Genomic DNA, 22,183 nt, shown 5'->3' on the forward strand with positions numbered 1-22,183 from the left:
TTTTCCGGGCGCCGGCACGCAGCGCCGAACTGTAACGGCGGCGCTTTGGCTGCCGCCGCGCAGCGGCTTTCGCGGCGATGGTCGCGGGGTCGGTGCCTGCTATCTGTCGCCGTGCGCGTGCCCGCTTACTTCAGCCATTTGTCCGAAATCGCCTGGTATTCGCCGGTCGACAGCGCGAGATGCAGCCACTGATCGACGTACTGCTGGAACGCGACGTCGCCGCGCGGCACCATGTACGCCTTCTCGCCGAACTGGAACGGCTTGTCCGGATGCACCGAGCACAGGCCCGGATTCAGCTTTTGCTGCAGCAGCGTCTCGGACGCATCCGTCACCATCACGTCCGCCTTGCCGGCGAGGATCTGCTTGAAGATCGTTACGTTGTCCGGATAGACGGTGAGGTTCGCATGCGTGAAGTACTGCTTCGCGAACCGCTCGTTGGTGCCGCCCGGGTTCACGATCACGCGCGTCTCCGGCCGGTCGATCTGCGCGACGGTCTGGTATTTGCCGGCGTCCGCGCAGCGCACGATCGGCGTCTTGCCGTCCACCACGTACGGCTGCGTGAAGAACACGCGCTTCTGGCGCTCGAGCGTCGTCGACACGCCGCCCACCGCGATGTCGCATTTCGCGACGAAATCGCCGGTCAGGTTCGGCCAGCTCGTCTTCACGTAATCGACCTTCACGCCGAGCGACTTCGCGAGCGATTCGGCCATGTCGATGTCGATGCCCTCGAAGCGGCCGTCCTCACGGTAGTACGAATACGGCTTGTAGTCGCCCGTCGTGCACACGCGCAGCGTGCCGCGCGCGAGCACGTCGTCGAGCCGCGAGCCGGCGCCCGGTGCGGCGGCGCCCGCGCCGGTCTGCGCATGCGCCGCGGTGCAGCAAAGCAATGCGGCGGCGGCGAGCGTGGCGAGTGTCTTCATCGGTCTCCTCCTTCGTTTCGTTCGATATGAGCGTCCGATCATAACGGAGCCATCGCGCGCGTCATATGGCCGCCATCGCGTCGGCATGCGCAGCCTGAAGGCGGCTGTCCGGTAAAATGCCGCTTTGCCTTCGCTCGTCGCTCCTACCGTGGCCCATAACCTGCTCAACGACACCTTCCTGCGTGCGCTTCTGCGCGAGCCGACCGACTACACGCCGATCTGGCTGATGCGCCAGGCCGGCCGCTACCTGCCCGAATACAACGCGACGCGCGCGCGCGCCGGCAGCTTCCTCGGCCTCGCGAAGCATCCCGACTACGCGACCGAAGTGACGCTGCAGCCGCTCGAGCGCTTTCCGCTCGACGCCGCGATCCTGTTCTCGGACATCCTGACGATTCCGGACGCGATGGGGCTCGGCCTCGACTTCCAGGTCGGCGAAGGCCCGAAGTTCGCGCATCCGGTGCGGACCGAGGCCGACGTCGCGAAGCTCGCGGTGCCGGACATCGAAGAGACGCTCGGCTACGTGACGGGCGCCGTGCGCGAGATCCGTCGCGCGCTCACCGACGGGCAGGGCCGCCAGCGCGTGCCGCTGATCGGTTTTTCGGGCAGTCCGTGGACGCTCGCGTGCTACATGGTCGAAGGCGGCGGGTCGGACGATTTCCGCACGGTGAAGTCGATGGCGTATTCGCGCCCCGACCTGATGCACCGGATCCTCGACGTGAACGCGCAGGCGGTGGCCGCGTACCTGAACGCGCAGATCGAAGCGGGCGCGCAGGCCGTGATGATCTTCGATACGTGGGGCGGCGCGCTGGCGGACGGCGCGTACCAGCGCTTCTCGCTGGACTACATCCGCCGCGTGGTCTCGCAGCTCAAGCGCGAGCATGACGGCGAGCGCGTGCCGGTGATCACGTTCACGAAGGGCGGCGGGCTGTGGCTCGAGGAGATCGCGGCGACCGGCGTCGACGCGGTCGGGCTCGACTGGACGGTCAACCTCGGCCACGCGCGCGAGCGCGTTGCGGGCAAGGTCGCGCTGCAGGGCAACCTCGATCCGACGATCCTGTTTGCGCCGCCCGCCGCCGTACGCGAGCAGGCGCGCGCGGTGCTCGACAGCTATGGCAACCATCCGGGCCATGTATTCAACCTCGGTCACGGTATTTCTCAATTCACGTCGCCCGATCACGTCGCTGAACTCGTCGACGAAGTGCATCGCCACAGCCGCTCGATCCGTAGCGGAGCCGCGGGCTGAGCGCAAGCGCTGTCATGCTGCACTGCGGCGTGACAGCGTTTCGCTGCCGGAACTAAACAGGACGCAACCCCCCACCGGTTGCCGATTCAGTGCTTGTCAAGACTTGACTTATACACATTTTCCACGTTGCAGCGCGGTAGAGCCCTGTATCGGTCAATTTGTCTCGCTATGGTTCGGTAATTTGAATAGCAGCCTTATGGAATAAGGCTCAGCGGGGCACCGCAACAAGCGGCGAAAATCCGCGCAAAGCACGGCCCCGCGCGCGTTGCGGCCAATGTGCGGCGAGTTCTCAACAAAGTTATCCACAGGCTGGGCAGGGTATACGGCGATTCCTAATGCGAATCCAAAACTTAGCGCCGAATCTGAAGTTTTACTTTAAGTGCGCTGTCCCGATACGAGCGCGGATGGCGGCCGTCCATGCCCATGCGGCGCATGCCGCCGTCGGGGTGCCGTCATGAGCGGCACCTATCTGCGCGTCGCGCTCGACCATCCGCTCGCCACCCTGTTCGATTACCGCTGCGACGTGCAACCGCCGCCCGGGCCGGGCACGCTCGTGCAGGTGCCGTTCGGCAAGCGGCAGGCCGTCGGGCTCGTCTGCGAAGTGACGACTCACACCGAGGTGCCGCCGTCCCGGCTGCGCGCGATCGACGCGATCTGCGCCGACCTGCCGCCGTTGTCGCCGGACTGGCTCGCGCTCGTGTCGTTTGCCGCCGACTACTACCAGCGCGGGCGTGGCGAGGTCGCGTTGCCGGCGCTGCCGCAGGCGCTGCGCGATGCCGGGCGCTGGGGGCGGCTGCTCGCGCCCGAAGTGCGTTACCGGCCGACCGAAGCCGGCCGCGCGGCGCTGCCCGATGCGCTGCCCGCCCGCGGGGCCGCGCTGCGGCGGCTCGCGCAGGCGCTGGTCGACACCGGCTCGCTGGCGCTGCCCGATGCGCGCGCGCTTCACCCGAAGGCGGCGGTCACGCTCGACGACTGGGCGACGCGTGGCTGGGTCGACGTCGAGGAGATCGGCTGGGCCGACGCGCCTGTGGCCAAAGCTGTGGATAACCTGTTGGCAGCCGGTGGACGAACTGTGCCGCCGGCGCTCACGGACCAGCAGGCCGAGGCGCTCGACGCGATTCGCGCCGCGCAGGGCTTCGCGCCGTTCCTGCTGCACGGCGTGACGGGCAGCGGCAAGACCGAAGTCTATCTGCATGCGCTCGCGTCGCTGCTCGACGCACGGCCGGATGCGCAGGCGCTCGTGCTCGTTCCCGAAATCAACCTGACGCCGCAATTCGAAGCCGCGTTTCGCGCGCGCTTCGCGGGCGCCCTCGCCGACGACGCGATCGTCACGTTGCACAGCGGGCTCGCCGAGGGCGAGCGTGCGCGCAACTGGCTCGCCGCGCATACGGGGCGCGCGCGGATCGTGCTCGGCACGCGCCTCGCGGTGCTCGCGTCGATGCCGACGCTCGCGCTGATCGTGGTCGACGAGGAGCACGAGCCCGCGTACAAGCAGCAGGAAGGGTTGCGCTATTCGGCGCGCGACCTCGCCGTGTGGCGCGCGAAGCAGCTCGGCATCACGGTCGTGCTCGGCTCGGCGACGCCGTCGCTCGAAAGCTGGTGGCAGGCCGAGCAGGGCCGCTACACGCGGCTCACGCTGTCGCGCCGCGCGGTGGCCGACGCGACGCTGCCGACCGTGCGGCTGATCGACCTCGAAGAGGAGCGGCGGCGCGGGCGCGCGTCGCTGGGCGGGCTGTCGGGGCCGCTCGTCGCGGCGCTGAAGGCGCGGCTCGAGCGCGGCGAACAGAGCCTGGTGTTCCTGAACCGGCGTGGCTACGCGCCGCAGCTCGCGTGCGATGCCTGCGGCTGGGTGGCCGGCTGCCCGCGCTGCAGCGCGTACGTCGTGCTGCACAAGCCCGAGCACGCGCTGCGCTGCCATCACTGCGGCTGGGAAGCGCGCATTCCGCGATCGTGCCCCGAGTGCGGCAACGTCGACATCGCGCCGCTCGGGCGCGGCACGCAACGCATCGAGGAGGCGCTCGCCGAGGCCGTGCCGGGTGCGCGCGTGCTGCGGATCGACGCGGACAGCACACGCCGCAAGGGCAGCGCGCAGGCGCTCTTTTCCGATGTGCACGCGGGCGAGGTCGATATCCTCGTCGGCACGCAGATGATCGCGAAGGGGCACGACTTTCAGCGCGTGTCGCTCGTCGGTGTGCTCAATGCCGACACCGCGCTGTTCTCTCACGACTTCCGCGCGAGCGAACGGCTGTTCGCGCAGCTGATGCAGGTGAGCGGCCGCGCGGGGCGCGCCGGGCTGCCGGGCGAGGTGCTCGTGCAGACGCGTTACCCGCGTCACGCGCTGTACCACGCGCTCGGGCGGCAGGATTACGTCGGCTTCGCGAATTCGACGCTCGGCGAGCGTCGCGACGCGCACCTGCCGCCGTTCGTCTACCAGGCGCTGTTGCGCGCCGAAGGGCGAACGCTCGACGCAGCGCTCGCGTTCCTGCTGCAGGCCGCGGCCGCGTTGCCGGGGCTGCCGGGCGCCGATCGCGTGACCGTCTACGACGCGGTGCCGATGACGATCGTCAAGGTTGCGAACGTCCACCGTGCGCAGTTACTGCTCGAAAGCGCGTCGCGGGCGGCGCTGCAGCATGCGCTGCGCGCATGGCAGCCGGAGCTGCGCGCGCTGAAGGGCGTGCTGCGGTGGAGCGTCGAGGTCGATCCGCTGGATATCTGAGCGGCGCGCCGTGCGCTCGCCGTGCTGCGTGCCGCCCCATTGAAGCCGGGCCCGTCGGGGCCGGGCGCCCCCAAGCCGTCTCTTGCCGCACGGCTGCGCCTCGGCGCCACACCCGCCGTCACACCCAGTGCAACCCATTTTCGTCCGCCGCCTCGCGCGGGGAAGGTTGCGCACGCATGTCAAACCGGCCCGCTCAGGGAAAACACCGATCCTCCGACCACGGGCAACCCCTAGGTTGCAACCACATAAGTGTATGATTATATTGAGTAACCCAAGGGTGCAACCTGCCTCGCAATTTGGTTGCACCTTTTTATTGCGTGCCGTAGGATTTCGCGCATCCTCTCACACCCTATTGCCGGGCTCGCACCGGCGCACGAACCCACCATGGCAAGCACGACTCTCGGCGTCAAAGTCGACGACCTTCTCCGCTCGCGCCTCAAGGACGCCGCCGCGCGCCTCGAGCGCACTCCCCATTGGTTGATCAAGCAGGCGATCTTCGCGTACCTCGAGCGGATCGAGCACGGCCAGTTGCCGCCCGAGTTGTCGGGCCACAGTGGCGTCACGGAGCTCGCCGACGGCCAGGCCGCGGACGGCGACGACGACAACTCGCCGCATCCGTTCCTCGAGTTCGCGCAGAACGTGCAGCCGCAATCGGTGCTGCGCGCGGCGATCACGGCGGCGTACCGCCGCCCCGAGCCGGAATGCGTGCCGTTCCTGCTCGGCCAGGCGCGCCTGCCCGCGAACCTGCAGGCGGACGTGCAGGCGCTCGCGACGAAGCTCGTCGAGGCGCTGCGCGAGAAGAGCTCGGGCGGCGGCGTCGAGGGGCTGATCCACGAGTTCTCGCTGTCGAGCCAGGAAGGCGTGGCGCTGATGTGCCTCGCCGAAGCGCTGCTGCGCATTCCCGATCGCGCGACGCGCGATGCGCTGATCCGCGACAAGATCAGCAAGGGCGACTGGCGCTCGCACGTCGGCCACGCGCCGTCGCTGTTCGTGAACGCGGCGACCTGGGGGCTGATGATCACTGGCAAGCTCGTGACGACCAACAGCGAAGCCGGGCTGTCGTCGGCGCTGACGCGCCTGATCGGCCGCGGCGGCGAGCCGCTGATCCGCAAGGGCGTCGACATGGCGATGCGCCTGATGGGCGAGCAGTTCGTCACCGGCGAGACGATCTCCGAAGCGCTGGCGAACAGTCGCAAGTACGAAGCGCGCGGCTTCCGCTACTCGTACGACATGCTCGGCGAAGCGGCGACGACCGAAGAGGACGCGCAGCGCTATTACGCGTCGTACGAACAGGCGATCCACGCGATCGGCAAGGCAGCCGGCGGCCGCGGCATCTACGAAGGCCCGGGCATCTCGATCAAGTTGTCGGCGCTGCATGCGCGCTACTCGCGTTCGCAGCAGGACCGCACGATGAGCGAGCTGCTGCCGCGCGTGCGCGCCCTCGCGCTGCTCGCACGCCGCTATGACATCGGCTTGAACATCGACGCCGAAGAGGCCGACCGGCTCGAGCTGTCGCTCGACCTGCTCGAGGCGCTGTGCTTCGATCCGGATCTCGCGGGCTGGAACGGCATCGGCTTCGTCGTGCAGGGCTACCAGAAGCGCTGCCCGTTCGTGATCGATTACCTGATCGATCTCGCGCGCCGCAGCCGTCACCGCCTGATGATCCGCCTCGTGAAGGGCGCGTACTGGGATTCCGAGATCAAGCGTGCGCAGGTCGACGGCCTCGAAGGCTATCCGGTCTACACGCGCAAGATCTACACCGACGTGTCGTACCTCGCGTGCGCGAAGAAGCTGCTCGCGGCGCCGGACGCCGTCTACCCGCAGTTCGCGACGCACAACGCCTACACGCTGGCCGCGATCTACCAGCTCGCGGGCCAGAACTACTACCCGGGCCAGTACGAATTCCAGTGCCTGCACGGGATGGGCGAGCCGCTGTACGAGGAAGTCACCGGCCGCGACAAGCTGAACCGTCCGTGCCGCGTGTACGCGCCGGTCGGCACGCACGAGACGCTGCTCGCGTACCTGGTGCGCCGCCTGCTCGAGAACGGCGCGAACACGTCTTTCGTGAACCGCATCGCGGATAAGACCGTGTCAGTGAAGGAGCTGGTCGCCGATCCGGTCGACGAAGCGTCGAAGGTCGTGCCGCTCGGCGCGCCGCACGCGAAGATCCCGCTGCCGCGCAACCTGTACGGCGACGAGCGTCCCAACTCGATGGGCCTCGACCTGTCGAACGAACACCGTCTCGCGTCGCTGTCGTCCGCACTGCTCGCGAGCGCGCATTTCCCGTGGCGCGCGGCGCCGATGCTTGCCGACGACACGCTCGCCGATGCGCCGGCCCGCGACGTGCGCAACCCGGCCGACCAGCGCGACCTGGTCGGCACGGTCAGCGAAGCGACGGCCGAACACGTGAGCGCGGCACTCGCGCACGCGGTGGCCGCCGCGCCGATCTGGCAGGCGACGCCGGTCGATGCGCGTGCCGATTGCCTGGTGCGCGCGGCCGACCTGCTCGAAGCGCAGATGCACACGCTGATGGGCCTGATCGTGCGCGAAGCCGGCAAATCGCTGCCGAACGCGATCGCCGAGATCCGCGAAGCGGTCGACTTCCTGCGCTACTACGCGGCACAGATCCGCGGCGAATTCTCGAACGACACGCACCGTCCGCTGGGCCCCGTGGTCTGTATCAGCCCGTGGAACTTCCCGCTCGCGATCTTCATGGGCCAGGTCGCCGCGGCACTCGCCGCCGGCAACACGGTGCTCGCGAAGCCGGCCGAACAGACGCCGCTGATCGCCGCCCAGGCCGTGCGCCTGCTGCGCGAGGCCGGCGTGCCGGCCGGTGCGGTGCAACTGCTGCCGGGTACCGGCGAGACCGTCGGTGCGGCGCTGGTGGCCGATCCGCGTACGCGTGCGGTGATGTTCACCGGCTCGACCGAAGTCGCGCGCCTGATCAACAAGACGCTCGCCGCGCGCCTCGACCCGGACGGCAAGCCGATCCCGCTGATCGCGGAGACGGGCGGCCAGAACGCGATGATCGTCGACTCGTCGGCGCTCGCGGAGCAGGTCGTCGCGGACGTGATGCAGTCGTCGTTCGACTCGGCCGGTCAACGGTGTTCGGCGCTGCGCGTTCTGTGTCTGCAGGACGACGTCGCGGATCGCACGCTGACGATGCTCAAGGGCGCGATGCACGAGCTGGCGCTCGGCAATCCCGACCGCCTGTCGACCGACGTCGGCCCGGTGATCGACGCCGAAGCGAAGCAGACGATCGACGCGCACGTCGCGGCGATGAAGGACAAGGGGCACGCCGTCACGCAACTGCCGGCGCCCGAGGCCTGTGCGCACGGCACGTTCGTGCCGCCGACTTTGATCGAGATCGGCAGCATCGACGAGCTCAAGCGCGAGGTGTTCGGCCCCGTGCTGCACGTGGTGCGTTACCGCCGCAGCCAGCTCGACAAGCTGCTGGAGCAGATCCGCGCGACCGGCTACGGCCTGACGCTCGGCATCCACACGCGGATCGACGAAACGATCGCGCACGTGATTTCGAATGCGCACGTCGGCAACATCTACGTGAACCGCAACGTGATCGGCGCGGTGGTCGGCGTCCAGCCGTTCGGCGGCGAAGGGCTGTCGGGCACGGGCCCGAAGGCTGGCGGCGCGCTGTACCTGCAGCGCCTGCTCGCGACGCGTCCGTCGGGCCTGCCGCGTTCGCTCGCGCAGATGCTGATCGCGGACGGCGCGGTGGAAGGAGACACGCGCGGCAACCCGGCGGCGGCGCTCACGACGCTGCGCGACTGGCTGATCGAGCAGCGCGAGCCGGCGCTGGCCGCGCGTTGCGACGGCTATCTGGCCCAGGTGCCGGCCGGTGCGACCGCGGTGCTGACCGGTCCGACAGGCGAGCGAAACACGTATACACTCGGCCCGCGCGGCACGGTGCTGTGTGTCGCGGCGACGCCGGGCGGTGCGCGCGCGCAGTTCGCGGCAGTGCTCGCAACCGGCAACCGCGCGCTGTTCGCGGGCGCGGCCGGCGAGGCGCTGGTGGCCGCGCTGCCGGCGTCGCTGAAGGCTCACGCGACCGTGCGCAAGCAGGCCGACGCGCCGTTCGACGCGGTGCTGTTCGAAGGCGACAGCGACGAACTGCAGACGCTCGTGAAGGACGTCGCGCAGCGGCCGGGCCCGATCGTGTCGGTGCAGGGCGTGTCGGTGGGCGCGTTCGAGAACGGCGATGCGGAAGATTACGCGCTGGAACGGCTGCTGACGGAGCGCTCGGTGAGCGTGAACACGGCCGCGGCGGGCGGCAATGCGAATTTGATGACGATCGGCTGATCATCCTTGCCGTTCGGATCAAACAAAAGAAGCGGCAAGGCGATCCCGAAGCCGCTTCATTTACCCTGGTACCAAGGAGATGCTATGCAACACACGATGAAAAAGCTGGCAGGCGCGACGTTCGTCGCGGTCATGTCGCTGGCGGGGACGGCCCATGCGGATGACGTGAAGATCGGTTACGCAGGGCCGATGACGGGCGCGCAGGCGCACTACGGCAAGGATATGCAGAACGGGATCGTGCTCGCGATCGAGGATTTCAACGCGACGAACCCGAAGATCGGCGGCAAGCCGGTGAAGTTCACACTCGACACGCAAGACGACCAGGCTGACCCGCGCACCGGCACGACGGTTGCGCAGAAGCTCGTCGACGACGGCATCAAGGGCATGCTCGGCCACTTCAACTCGGGCACGACGATCCCGGCTTCGCGCATCTACGCGAACGCGGGCATTCCGCAGATCGCGATGGCGACCGCACCGGAATACACGCAGCAGGGCTACAAGACGACCTTCCGCATGATGACGTCCGACACGCAGCAGGGCTCGGTGGCCGGCACGTTCGCGTCGAAGGATCTCGGCATGAAGAAGATCGCGATCGTCGACGACCGCACGGCCTACGGCCAGGGTCTCGCCGACCAGTTCGAGAAGGCCGCGAAGGCCGGCGGTGCGTCGATCGTCGACCGTGAATTCACGAACGACAAGGCGGTCGACTTCAAGGCAATCCTGACCAAGCTGAAGGCTGCGAAGCCGGATCTCGTCTACTACGGCGGCGCGGATTCGCAGGCGGCGCCGATGGTCAAGCAGATGAAGACGCTCGGCATCACCGCTCCGCTGATGAGCGGCGAAATGGTGAAGACGCCGACGTTCCTGAAGATCGCGGGCAACGCGGCCGACGGCACGATCGCTTCGCTGGCAGGCCTCCCGCTGGAAGAAATGCCGGGCGGCAAGACGTACGCGGACAAGTACAAGAAGCGCTTCGGCGAAGACGTGCAGACGTACTCGCCGTATGCGTACGACGGTGCGATGGCGCTGTTCAACGCGATGAAGAAGGCCGATTCGACCGATCCGGCGAAGTACCTGCCGCTGCTCGCGAAGACCGACATGGCCGGTGTGACGTCGACGCACGTCGCGTATGACGCGAAGGGCGACCTGAAGAACGGCGGCATCACGATGTACAAGGTCGAGAAGGGCGAGTGGAAGCCGCTGAAGAGCATCGGCGGCAAGTAAGCAGGGCATGACGTGACATGACGCGCGGGCGGCGGCGCTTGTCGCTGTCCTGCCGATCATGCGAAAAAGCCACCGGGCCGTCGGGCTCCGGTGGCTTTTTCTTTTTCCGCAGCCGGGCAAGCGGCTATTCGCGACGCACGCGCAGCAGGAACTTCTGCAGCTTGCCCGTCGGCGTGCGAGGCAGCGCCTGCGCGAACGTGAATTCGCGCGGGATCTTGTACGCGGCCAGCCGCTCGCCGCAGAACGCGCGCAGCGCGTCCGCGTCGGGCACGGCGCCCGTGCGCAGCACCACGTGCGCCACGACGGTCTCGCCCCAGTCAGGATGAGGCGCGCCGACGACGGCCGCCTCGGCGATGTCCGGGTGCGCGCCGAGCACGTCCTCCACTTCCTTCGAATAGACGTTCTCGCCGCCGGTCACGATCATGTCCTTCAGCCGGTCGACGATGAACAGGTAGCCATCCTGATCGATCCGCGCGATGTCGCCGGTGCGATACCAGCCGTCCGGCGCGAACGCGGCGCGCGTCGCGGCTGCATCGTCGAGATAGCCGAGCATCATGCTGTCGGTCTTCAGCCAGATCTCGCCGGTCTCGCCCGGCTGCGCGTCGATCCCGTCCATCCGCACGACGCGCAGGTCGACGCCCGGGCCGCCCTGGCGGCCGATCGAACCGGCCTTCGCGATCTGCTCGTCCGGATACAGCGTCGTGCCGGCCGGCCCCGCTTCCGTCATGCCGTACACCTGGAAGAACGCGTCGCTGCGATACGCACGCGCGAGACGTTCGGCCTGCGCGGGGCCGATCGGGCCGCCGCCGTACAGCCAGGCGCGCACGCTCGACAGGTCGAACGCCGCGAAGCCGTCGACCGTGTCGAGCGGCAGCAGGTACGACACCGGCGCGCCGAAATACAGCGTCACGCGCTCGCGCTCGATGGCCTGCAGGAAGCGCAGCGGATGGTATTCGCGCAGCAGCACGACGGTGCCGCCCGCGACCAGCGTGCCGCCGAACCAGTTGTTGAGCGGCGACGAATGCCAGATCGGCATCGCCATCAGCGTGCGCTCGTGGCGACCGATGCCGGTCGCGAGGGCCGCCTGCATCGCCGCGAGCGTCACGGTGCGGTGGCTGTGCACACAGCCTTTCGGGTGGCCGGTCGTGCCGGACGTGTAGAGGATCTGCGCGATGTCGCCGCCGGCCGGCTCGATGCCCGCGAGGCCGTCCATCGTCGCGCACAGCGTGTCGAAGCACGGCACGCCGTCGAGCTCGCCTTCGGTCACGAGCCGTCGCGCGGGATGCACGATGCGTTCGGCCACCGGCGCGAGCGCCACGTCGAACAGCAGCACCTTGCTGCGGCTGTGTTCGAGCACGTAGTCGACTTCCGGCGCCTGCAGCTTGTGGTTGATCGGCACGAACGTCGCGCCGAGCCGCCACGCGCCGAACATCAGGTCGACGAAGGCCGGCGTGTTGAAGCACATCGCGGCGACGCGGTCGCCGGCCGCGACGCCCAGCGCGCTTAGCACGGCTGCCGCGCGGTGCGAGCGCTCGCGTGCGGCAGCATAGGTGATCGTCGCGGATTCGTTGACGAGGAACGGCTTGTCGGGCGTCGCACGGGCGGCGCGGTCAAGGGCGGCGACGAGGTTCATCGGGGCTCCGGGCGGGCGATCGAAGGCGAACGGGGTCGTACTGAGTGATCCGAAATGACATCAGGCCGGATACGCGCGCTGCAGCAGCGCGGCGACGTCGATCGCGTGCGGATCGAAGCCGCCCGCGATGCGGCCCCAGTCGGGCGCGGCGAGCCGCGTCGCGACGAACGCGTCGGCGACGGCCGCCGGTGCATCGCGGCGCAGCAGGCACGCCTGCGCAACCACCGCGAGCCGCTGCGCGAACACGCGGCCCGATGCCTCGAGCGTGTCGGCCGGCGCCGCGAGCATCGCGCGCAGCACATCGAGCGCCGCGCGGATGCGCGGTTCGCCCGCGCCGAGGTCGGCGAGTTCGGCGAACAGCGCGGCGGCCGCGTCGGGCTCGCGCGATATCGCGCGCAGCACGTCGAGGCACATCACGTTGCCCGAACCTTCCCAGATCGAGTTGACGGGCGCCTCGCGGAACAGCCGCGCGATCGGGCCGTCATCGACGTAGCCGTTGCCGCCGAACACTTCCATCACCTCGCCGGTCAGCTCGACCGCGCGCTTGCATACCCAGAATTTCGCGGCGGGCGTGACGATGCGCTTCCAGGCGCGTTCGCGCGGCGAGTCGTCGCGCTCGAACGCGTCGGCGAGACGCATCGAGAGGGAAAGCGCCGCTTCGCTTTCGAGCGCGAGATCGGCCAGCACGGTGCGCATCAGCGGCTGCTCGGCAAGTACGCGGCCGAACGCATGACGCTGGCGCGTGTACGCGATCGCCTGCACGACGCCCTGGCGCAGCATCGCCGCGCTGCCGAGCACGCAGTTCAGCCGCGTGTAGGTGGCCATCTCGATGATGGTCGGAATGCCGCGGCCTTCGTCGCCGAGCATGATGCCCCACGCGTCGTTCAGCTCGACTTCGCTGCTCGAATTGCTGCGGTTGCCGACCTTGTCCTTCAGCCGCTGGATCTCGACCGCGTTCTTCGTGCCGTCCGGCCGCCAGCGTGGCACGTAGAAGCACGACGGGCCGCCGGCTTCGGTGCGCGCGACGACGAGGTGCGCGTCGCACATCGGCGCGGAGAAAAACCACTTGTGGCCGCGCAGCCGGTATTCGCCGCCGCGCCCGCCCGCGCCGACGGCGGTCGCGAGCGTCGTGTTCGCGCGCACGTCCGAGCCGCCCTGTTTTTCGGTCATGCCCATGCCGAACCAGATCGAGCGCTTGTCGGCGACCGGCACGTCGCGCGGATCGTAGTCGTCGCTGTAGAGCTTGTCGCGCAGCAGCGCCCACAGCGCGGGCTCCTTCTGCAGCACGGGGATCGCGGCCTGCGTCATCGTCGCCGGACACAGCGTGCCGGCCTCGATCTGGCCGTGCAGGTAGAAGCCGGCCGCGGTCGCGGCCCAGCGGCCGCGGCGTGTGTCGCGGAACGCGAGCGACACGAAGCCTTCGTGGCGGTACTGGCCGAGCAGGGCGTGCCAGGCCGGGTGGAAGTCGACGCGGTCGATACGCCGGCCGCGCCGGTCGAAGGTGTTCAGCTCCGGCGTGTGGCGGTTCGCTTCGTCGGCGAGCCGAGCGGTGTCGGCGCTGCCGAGCCGCGCGCCGTACGCGTCGAGCTGCGGTACCGCCCAGTCGGCGCCCGCGCGGGTGAGCGCGTCGCGCAGCGCGATGTCCGTCGCGAAGAGGTTATAGTCGACCAGTTCGTCGAACTGGTTCGTGACGGCGTGAGTCGATTCGGTCATCGAGGTTGTCTCCGGTCTCATGCTTCGCGGGCGGCCGGCGCCATGCCGCACGGATGGCGCTTCGGCGCCGGTTCCGGCCCCCGGTAAAACGCATTTCCTGCTGATTTTCAGAGTAGCAAATATGCCGCCGCGACATGTTCAGGTTCCGGCGCCGCCCGGCCAGCCGGCGGCGCAACCCGCGCCCGCATTGCGCCGCCGGCCGCGCCAGTCGCGCGCGCAGGCGAGTTCCGACGCGCTGCAGCAGGCGTTCGTTCAGCTTTTGCTCGAACGCGGCTACGCGAAGGCGACGATCCGCGAAATCGCGGCTGTCGCGGGCGTCAGCATCGGCACCTTCTACGAGTATTTCGGCGACAAGCAGAGCCTCGCGGCGCTCTGCATTCACCGGCACGTGCAGGCGTTGGCCGACCGGCTGCGCGACGCCGTGGCGCGGCTGCGCGGCGCGCCGCGGGCCGAAATCGCCGCCGCGCTCGTCGACCTGCAGGTCGATGCGATCGGCGCCGACGCGGCGCTGTGGGGCGTGCTCTTCGCGCTGGAGCGGCAGGTGTCGCCGCTCACCGCCTACCGCCGGCATTACGACGCATACGTCGCGCTGTGGCGCGACGCGCTCGCGCACGCGGCCGATCCGCCGCCGGCCGCACGGCTCGACGGGCTCGCGCGGATGGCGCACGCGATCTGCTACGGCGGGCTCTCGCAGGCGCTGCTGACGCTCGGGCCCGCGTTCGACATCGCCGCGCTGCGCGACGAACTGCGGGCCGTGCTGCTCGCCTACCTGGCCGCGGCCGGCCGGTAGCATTTCCGAGGGCCTGTTCACGCTAGTAACGGGCTTGCGAACGAGCCTTGCCGGCTGTCCCCCAAGGGGACTTCCTTCGGGCGCGTGCAAGAAGCAAGGAGCGCCGTTTGGTCGAGCCAGACAAGCGACGCGCGACGCCGCAATGCGGCCGGCAACGCACGTTCCCTTATTTGGAAAAAATCATTCGTGGGGCCAGCGCAAGCCCGTCATTAGCGTGAACAGGCCCTCGGGAAATGCCTGATTCGCATGCCGCTCTGGCAGGCTTGCCTTGCGCGCTGCGCGCACCTCTTTGCGCGCCATGAGAAAAATGCATGGCCGCCATGACGAACTTTCGATTGTCCGCCGATATTGGCTCGGGCTAAATCTTGCGGCAGATGCAGGCCGTGCGCGGCTTGCCCGAAGGACATCAGAAGGAGGAGTCATGCGAAGCGCGACCGCGCCCCGTTCGAAACTGCCCGACGTCGGGACGACGATCTTCACGGTGATCGGCCAACTGGCTGCTCGGCACGATGCGTTGAACCTGTCGCAGGGTGCGCCGAATTTCGCGCCCGATCCGGCGCTCGTCGAAGGCGTTGCGCGCGCGATGCGCGACGGGCACAACCAGTACGCGCCGATGGCCGGCGTCACGGCGCTGCGCGAGCGGCTCGCCGAGAAGACAGAGGCGCTGTACGGCACGCGCTACGACCCGGCCACGGAAATCACGGTGATCGCCAGCGCGAGCGAAGGGCTCTACGCGGCGATCAGCGCGCTCGTGCACCCGGGCGACGAGGTGATCTACTTCGAGCCGTCGTTCGACAGCTATGCGCCGATCGTGCGGCTGCAGGGTGCGACGCCGGTGGCGATCAAACTGTCGCCGGAGCATTTCCGCGTGAACTGGGACGAAGTCGCCGCGGCGATCAACCCGCGCACGCGGATGATCATCGTCAACACGCCGCACAACCCGACCGCGACCGTGTTTTCGGCCGACGATCTCGAACGGCTCGCGCAGCTCACGCGCGATACCGGCATCGTGATCCTGTCCGACGAGGTTTACGAGCACGTCGTGTTCGACGGCGCGCAGCACCAGAGCATGGCGCGCCATCGCGATCTGGCCGAGCGCAGCGTGATCGTGTCGTCGTTCGGCAAGTCGTTCCACGTGACGGGCTGGCGGGTCGGTTATTGCCTCGCGCCGGCCGAGCTGATGGACGAGATCCGCAAGGTGCACCAGTTCATGGTGTTCGCGGCCGACACGCCGATGCAGGTCGCGTTCGCGGAGATCCTCGCACGCCCGGACAGCTATCTCGGCCTGTCGGCGTTCTACCAGGCCAAGCGCGACTTGCTCGCGCGCGAACTGGCCGATTCGCGTTTCGAGCTGCTGCCGAGCGAAGGCTCGTTCTTCATGCTGGCGCGCTTCCGGCACTTCTCGGACGAGCGCGACAGCGATTTCGTGCTGCGCCTGATTCGCGATGCGCGCGTCGCGACGATTCCGCTGTCGGCGTTCTACACCGATGGCACCGACGCCGGCGTGATCCGGCTCAGTTTTTCGAAGGACGACGCGACGCTGGTCGAAGGCGCGCGGCGGCTGCGTTCGCTGTAACCGTACGGAAACCGGCGACGAGGACGTCGCATCGACCAGACCAGGAGATCACGATGAAGCACACGGCCACCCTGAAACTCGCATTCGCACTCGCGTGCGCAATCGGCTCCGGCGCGGCGCTCGCCGACGCGCAGACGCTGCGCTTCGGCCTCGAGGCGCAATACCCGCCGTTCGAATCGAAAGCGCCGAACGGCGACCTGCAGGGTTTCGACATCGACGTCGGCAATGCCGTCTGCCAGACGGCGAAGCTGTCGTGCAAATGGGTCGAGACGTCGTTCGACGGCCTGATTCCCGCGCTGAAGGGCCGCAAGTTCGACGCGATCAATTCGGCGATGAACGCGACCGAGCAGCGGCGCCAGGCGATCGACTTCACGACGATCATCTATCGCGTGCCGACCCAGCTGATCGCGCGCACCGGCAGCGGCCTGCTGCCGACGCCCGAATCGCTGAAAGGCAAGCGCGTCGGCGTGCTGCAGGCGTCGATCCAGGAAACCTTCGCGAAGGCGCACTGGGAACCGGCCGGCGTCGCGGTGGTCGCGTACCAGGACCAGAACCAGGCGTATGCGGACCTCGTGGCGGGCCGCCTCGACGCGACGCTCGTGCTCGCACCGTCCGGCCAGCGCGGCTTCCTGTCGCGCCCGGACGGCAAGGGCTTCTCGTTCGTCGGCCAGCCGGTGCACGACGACAAGATCCTCGGCAGCGGCATCGCATTCGGACTGCGCAAGGGCGACGATTCGCTGAAGGCGAAGCTCGATGCGGCGATCGACAAGCTGAAGGCGGACGGCACGGTGAAGTCGCTGGGCCTGAAGTATTTCGGCGATATCGACATCTCGACGAAGTAAGCGGGGCCGCGCGCGATGCCGAATCCGAACCCGGCCGCCGTGGGCGGCGAACAGGACGGCGCGCCGCTGTCCGACGATGCGCTCGATGCCATGCTCGTCGCCGAACTGGGCGACGCGCTCGTCACGCGTTCGGCCGACATCGATCCGCGTTACTTCACCGCGTACAACGAGCCGGCCGGCGTGCGGCCGCGCGCGCTGGTGCGCCCGCGCAGCGTCGACGACGTGTCGCGCACGCTCGCGCTGTGCACGCGGCTCGGCCAGCCGGTCGTGCCGCAGGGCGGGCTGACTGGGCTCGCGCGCGGCGCGGTCGCGCTCGGCGGCGAGGTCGTGCTGTCGATGGAGCGTCTCGCGGGCATCGAGGCGCTCGACGCGGCGGCCGGCACGATCACCGTACGTGCCGGCACGCCGCTGCAGACGGTGCAGGAAGCCGCGGAGGCGGCGGGTTTCACGTTCGGCGTCGATCTGGGCGCACGCGGCTCATGCCAGATCGGCGGCATGCTCGCGACCAACGCGGGCGGCACGCGCGCGATCCGCTACGGGATGATGCGCGAGCAGGTGCTGGGGCTCGAGGCCGTGCTCGCGGACGGTACGGTCGTGTCGTCGATGAACCGGATGCTGAAGAACAATGCGGGCTACGACCTGAAGCAGCTGTTCATCGGCAGCGAGGGGACGCTCGGCGTCGTCACGCGCGCGGTGCTGCGGCTGCATCCGTTGCTCGCCGCGCCGGCCACGGCGCTTTGCCGCGTGCGGGACTACGACGCGGTGGTCGCGCTGTGGAACCGCGTGCGCACGCTGCCGGAGGTCGTCAGCTTCGAGGCGATGTGGCCGGCGTTCTACGACTACGTCGCGCGTCATACGCCGGGTGTATCGGCACCGTTTGTCGGCGACGCCGGCTTCGCGATCCTGATCGAATGTGCGACGAGCGCACCGGGCGGCGACGCGAACCAGGCGCTGGAAGCCGGTCTCGCGGCGGGGTTCGACGCAGGGCTCGTGGAGGATGCGGTGATCGCGACGTCGGAGCGGCAGGCGCGCGACTTGTGGACGTTGCGCGAAGGGCTTGCGATCGATGCGCTGCCGCATCTCGTCAACTTCGACGTGAGTCTGCCGACGGGCGAACTCGGCGCGTTCGCCGCGCGCTGCGAGGCGGCGCTGCGCTCGCGCTGGCCGGATGTCACGTGCCTGTTCTTCGGCCATGTCGGCGACGGCAACGTGCATATCGGCGTGTCGCTCGCCGGGATGACCGACGTGGACCTCGATGCGCTGGATCGCTGCGTGTACGCGGTGGTGCGCGACATGGGCGGCTCGGTGTCGGCCGAGCACGGGATCGGCGTGCTCAAGCGTCCCTATCTCGCGCATACGCGCGGCGACGCGGAAATCGGATTGATGCGATGCCTGAAGGCCGCGCTGGATCCGCTCGGCATTCTGAATCCCGGCAAGGTGCTTTGATCGCGGCGATGCCCGTTGCCGGCAGGGGCCGGCCGGCGCGACGCGTCAGCCGTCCACCCAGCGCAGCGCGCCGATCTTCAGGTGTTCGACGACGCTGCGCGCCCATTCGAGTTCGGCATTGAGCAGCACGAGCGCGTGCTCGTTCTGCAGCAGGAACAGGCGCGGCACCTGATCGGCTTGCGCGGTGGCGCGCAGCGTTTCGAGGCGCTCGCGCTCGGCGTCGAGCCGGGTGATCCGAAGCTCGAGCTGGTGGCGAGCATCTTCGGCGTCGAGTAGCGGCAGGAACGCGAGACCGGCGCCAAACGCCGGAAATTCACGCGCGGGCTCGGCGAGCAGCGCATGCAGCCACGCCTGCCCGGCCGTGTGCCCTGCCTCGGTCAGCGCATACAGCGTGCGCTCCGGAAACGCGCCGTCGCGCTCGGTATCGTGCACGACGATCATCCCGTCGCGCAGCAGGCGGTCGATCGTCTGATAGAGGCTCGTGCGCTGGCGCACGTTGACGACTTCGTCGTACCCGCGCGCTTTCAGTTGCTGCAGCATCCCGTATGGATGCATCGGCGTTTCGGTCAGCGTCGCGAGGACGGCCAGCGCGAGCGGGGACGGACGACTGGTGGACATGAATAGTTATTCAATATCTAGTGTGAATATGACTATTCTCAACCAGACTATCATATTTCACAAGGGTTTCAGCCGAGGTGCGAGCGTTTCGCGGCCGGGGCGACGGTTTCCATCGTCGCGAGACCGTGCACGATGCCGCAATCCTCGACCGAATGCTCGCCGACGCACTGGCGGCGCAATTCGATGAGCTGGTTGCGCAGATGCGTGAGTTCGGCGAGGCGCGCGTCGACGTGCCCGATGTGTTCGTCGAGCAGCGAATTGATCGAATCGCACGGATCGGCAGGCATGTCGGTGAGCTGCAGCAGCGCGCGGATTTCGTCGTGCGCCATGTCGAGCGCGCGGCAGTTGCGAATGAAGCGCAGCCGTTCGACATGCGCGTCGGTGTAGTTGCGGTAGTTCGAGTCGGTGCGCTCCGCATCCGGCATCAGCCCCTCTTTCTCGTAGAAACGGATCGTCTCGGGTGTGCAGCGGGCCGCTTTGGCCAGTTCGCCAATCTTCATGCCTTTCTCCCGTGTAAGGGTTGACCTTGTAGTGGCTTCAGGGTGTTTACTCTACACCGTCAAGCCATAGAGGAGGTTGTCATGACCGATGCCCAGCGTACCCACGACTCACGACACCGTCATGCCGACGACGCCGATACGTGCTGCGCCGACCCGCGCGACACGCAGCTGGCGACCGTTGCCGACGCTGTGCCGGCGGCCGGCGAGCACGCGCACGGCAAGGCTGCCTCGCGCGGCCACGACCACGACCTTGCACACGACGATGCGCATGTGCATGGGGCATCGTGCTCGCACGGGCGTGCCAAGCATGGCGATGCCGGCCACGATCATGCACACGACGACAAGCATGTGCATGGCGCCGCGCGCGCGCACGACCATGCCGGTCACGACCACGACCACGACCACGACCACGACCACGACCACGCCGCCGGCGACTGCTGCGCGCCAGCCGCGCTGACGCTCGCGCCGCTGCCGGTCGCGCAGGCGACCGCGTCGGGCCACGTGCGCTCCGCGTTCCGGATCATGCAGATGGACTGTCCGACCGAGGAAACGCTGATCCGCAAGAAGCTCGGCGGGATGAGCGACGTGTCGGCACTCGAATTCAACTTGATGCAGCGGATGCTGACCGTCGAGCACGTGCCGGGCGCGCAGCCGGCGATCGAAAGCGCAATCCGCACGCTCGGGATGACGCCCGAGGCGGCAACGGCCGGCGCACCGGCCCAGCGCGTCGCCGACGCACCCGCGAAGCCGTGGTGGCCGCTGGCGCTGGCCGGCGTCGCCGCGATCGCGTCCGAAGGCGCGACCTGGGCCGGCCTGCCCATGTGGCTGTCGGTGGCGCTCGCGCTCGCGGCGGTGCTCGCGTGCGGGCTCACCACGTACAAGAAGGGCTGGATCGCGATCCGCAACGGCAACCTGAACATCAACGCGCTGATGAGCATCGCGGTGACGGGGGCGATGGCGATCGGCCAGTGGCCGGAAGCCGCGATGGTGATGGTGCTGTTCACGATCGCCGAGCTGATCGAAGCGAAGTCGCTCGACCGGGCGCGCAATGCGATCCAGGGCCTGATGCGGCTCGCGCCGGACACCGCGACCGTGCGGGACGCCGACGGGTCGTGGCGCACGATCGAGGCCGCGCGGGTGGCGCTCGGCGCGGTCGTGCGCGTGAAACCGGGCGAGCGGATCGGGCTGGACGGCGAAGTCGTCGCGGGCCGCTCGACGGTGAACCAGGCGCCGATCACCGGCGAGAGCCTGCCCGTCGAAAAGACGACCGGCGACGCCGTGTACGCGGGCACGATCAACGAATCGGGTTCGTTCGAATATCGCGTGACGGCCGTCGCGGCCCACTCGACGCTCGCGCGGATCATCCATGCGGTCGAGGAAGCCCAGGGTGCGAAGGCGCCGACGCAGCGCTTCGTCGACCAGTTCGCACGCGTCTACACGCCGATCGTGTTCGCGGTCGCGCTGCTGGTCGCGGTGGTGCCGCCGCTCGTCATGGGCGGTGCGTGGCAAGACTGGATCTACCGTGCGCTGGTGCTGCTCGTGATCGCGTGCCCGTGCGCACTGGTGATCTCGACGCCGGTGACGATCGTGTCGGGGCTCGCGGCCGCGGCGCGGCGCGGGATTCTCGTGAAGGGCGGCGTGTACCTGGAAGAAGGGCGCAAGCTCGCGTGGCTCGCACTCGACAAGACCGGCACGATCACGCACGGCAAGCCGGTGCAGACCGACTTCGACCTGCATGCGGACGACGCTGATGCGGCACGTGTCCGGCATCTCGGCGCGAGCCTCGCGGCGCGCTCCGATCACCCGGTGTCGCAGGCGATCGCAACCGCTGCCCGCGACGCCGGCGCGACCGCCTTCGCCGATGTGCAGGACTTCGAAGCGATCGTCGGGCGCGGCGTGCGCGGCGCGATCGACGGCACGCGCTACTGGCTCGGCAACCACCGGCTCGTCGAGGAACTCGAGCGCTGCTCGACGGCCCTCGAGGCGAAGCTCGATGCGCTTGAGCGGCAGGGCAAGAGCGTCGTGGTGCTGGTCGACGAAGCGCGCGTGCTCGGCATCTTCGCCGTGGCCGACACGATCAAGGACACGAGCCGCGAAGCGATCGCCGATCTGCATGCGCTCGGCATCCGCACCGCGATGCTGACCGGGGACAACCCGCATACCGCGCAGGCGATCGCGCGGCAGGCCGGCATCGACGACGCACGCGGCAACCAGTTGCCGGAAGACAAGCTCGCGGCGGTCGAGGAACTGTCGGCGAGTGGCGCGGGCGCGGTCGGGATGGTCGGCGACGGGATCAACGACGCGCCGGCGCTCGCGCGTGCCGACATCGGTTTCGCGATGGGCGCGATGGGCACCGACACGGCGATCGAGACGGCCGACGTCGCGCTGATGGACGACGACCTGCGCAAGATCCCCGCGTTCGTGCAGCTGTCGCGTGCGACGCATCGTGTCCTGGTGCAGAACATCGGCTTCGCGCTCGGCGTGAAGATCGTGTTCCTCGGCCTCACGGTCGCGGGGCTCGGCACGATGTGGATGGCGGTCTTCGCCGACGCGGGCGCAAGCCTGATCGTCGTGGCCAACGGTTTGCGGCTGCTGTCGTCCTCCGGGGCGTTCGGCGGCGCGCAGGCCAAGCGTTGAGGAGCACG

General features: G+C 68.7%; 14 protein-coding genes. 9 read left to right on the top strand and 5 right to left on the bottom strand.

What is annotated here, in order from left to right:
• Positions 1–125: 125 nt before the first annotated feature.
• Positions 126–920, bottom strand: a complete 795-nt coding sequence (locus LGN17_RS25715) for a transporter substrate-binding domain-containing protein (RefSeq protein ID WP_226199218.1) — start codon at positions 918–920, stop codon at positions 126–128.
• A 148-nt stretch (positions 921–1,068) separates the two neighbouring features.
• Here LGN17_RS25715 and hemE point away from each other — a divergent pair, with 148 nt between their 5' ends.
• The 4 genes from hemE (at position 1,069) to LGN17_RS25735 (ending at position 10,420) form a co-directional block, all read left to right on the top strand.
• Positions 1,069–2,163: a uroporphyrinogen decarboxylase gene (gene hemE, locus LGN17_RS25720; protein WP_226199219.1), complete on the top strand. Its 1,095-nt coding sequence runs from the start codon at positions 1,069–1,071 to the stop codon at positions 2,161–2,163.
• Positions 2,164–2,617: 454 nt separating this feature from the next.
• Positions 2,618–4,879, top strand: a complete 2,262-nt coding sequence (locus LGN17_RS25725; RefSeq protein ID WP_226199221.1) for a primosomal protein N' — start codon at positions 2,618–2,620, stop codon at positions 4,877–4,879.
• Positions 4,880–5,263: 384 nt separating this feature from the next.
• On the top strand, positions 5,264–9,196 hold the full coding sequence (putA, locus tag LGN17_RS25730) for a trifunctional transcriptional regulator/proline dehydrogenase/L-glutamate gamma-semialdehyde dehydrogenase (RefSeq protein ID WP_226199223.1): 3,933 nt from the start codon (positions 5,264–5,266) through the stop codon (positions 9,194–9,196).
• Positions 9,197–9,280: 84 nt separating this feature from the next.
• On the top strand, positions 9,281–10,420 hold the full coding sequence (locus tag LGN17_RS25735) for a branched-chain amino acid ABC transporter substrate-binding protein (RefSeq protein ID WP_175956661.1): 1,140 nt from the start codon (positions 9,281–9,283) through the stop codon (positions 10,418–10,420).
• Positions 10,421–10,544: 124 nt separating this feature from the next.
• On the opposite strand, the gene LGN17_RS25740 is transcribed toward LGN17_RS25735, so the two are convergent.
• Together LGN17_RS25740 and LGN17_RS25745 are read right to left on the bottom strand one after the other, a co-directional pair.
• Positions 10,545–12,053 carry a class I adenylate-forming enzyme family protein gene (locus LGN17_RS25740; RefSeq protein WP_226199224.1) on the bottom strand — a complete coding sequence of 503 codons (1,509 nt, stop codon included), beginning with the start codon at positions 12,051–12,053 and terminating at the stop codon, positions 10,545–10,547.
• 60 nt (positions 12,054–12,113) lie between these two features.
• A complete protein-coding gene (locus tag LGN17_RS25745; RefSeq protein WP_226199225.1) occupies positions 12,114–13,766 on the bottom strand; it encodes an acyl-CoA dehydrogenase family protein in 1,653 nt (550 codons plus the stop codon).
• A 121-nt stretch (positions 13,767–13,887) separates the two neighbouring features.
• Between LGN17_RS25745 and LGN17_RS25750 the strand changes: the two genes are divergently transcribed.
• The 4 genes from LGN17_RS25750 (at position 13,888) to LGN17_RS25765 (ending at position 18,420) form a co-directional block, all read left to right on the top strand.
• Complete coding sequence (locus LGN17_RS25750) at positions 13,888–14,556, top strand: TetR/AcrR family transcriptional regulator (protein ID WP_175956667.1); 669 nt, start codon at positions 13,888–13,890, stop codon at positions 14,554–14,556.
• A gap of 421 nt (positions 14,557–14,977) precedes the next feature.
• Positions 14,978–16,132, top strand: coding sequence for a pyridoxal phosphate-dependent aminotransferase (locus LGN17_RS25755; protein ID WP_226199226.1), 1,155 nt, complete (start codon positions 14,978–14,980; stop codon positions 16,130–16,132).
• A gap of 53 nt (positions 16,133–16,185) precedes the next feature.
• The gene (locus tag LGN17_RS25760) at positions 16,186–16,974 is read left to right on the top strand and encodes an ABC transporter substrate-binding protein (RefSeq protein ID WP_175956670.1); all 789 of its coding nucleotides are present in this window, start codon (positions 16,186–16,188) and stop codon (positions 16,972–16,974) included.
• 15 nt (positions 16,975–16,989) lie between these two features.
• Entirely contained in the window at positions 16,990–18,420 is a 1,431-nt protein-coding gene (locus LGN17_RS25765; RefSeq protein ID WP_226199227.1) for an FAD-binding oxidoreductase, read from the top strand.
• 45 nt (positions 18,421–18,465) lie between these two features.
• Here LGN17_RS25765 and LGN17_RS25770 read toward each other — a convergent pair whose 3' ends face one another.
• Complete coding sequence (locus tag LGN17_RS25770; RefSeq protein WP_226199228.1) at positions 18,466–19,038, bottom strand: PadR family transcriptional regulator; 573 nt, start codon at positions 19,036–19,038, stop codon at positions 18,466–18,468.
• Positions 19,039–19,106: 68 nt separating this feature from the next.
• Complete coding sequence (gene cadR / locus LGN17_RS25775) at positions 19,107–19,538, bottom strand: Cd(II)/Pb(II)-responsive transcriptional regulator (RefSeq protein ID WP_226199230.1); 432 nt, start codon at positions 19,536–19,538, stop codon at positions 19,107–19,109.
• 81 nt (positions 19,539–19,619) lie between these two features.
• On the opposite strand from cadR, the gene LGN17_RS25780 reads away from it, so the two are divergent.
• A complete protein-coding gene (locus LGN17_RS25780; RefSeq protein WP_226199232.1) occupies positions 19,620–22,175 on the top strand; it encodes a heavy metal translocating P-type ATPase in 2,556 nt (851 codons plus the stop codon).
• Positions 22,176–22,183 lie beyond the last annotated feature (8 nt).

This window comes from Burkholderia sp. AU30280 (assembly GCF_020420125.1).
Taxonomy (GTDB): Bacteria; Pseudomonadota; Gammaproteobacteria; order Burkholderiales; family Burkholderiaceae; genus Burkholderia.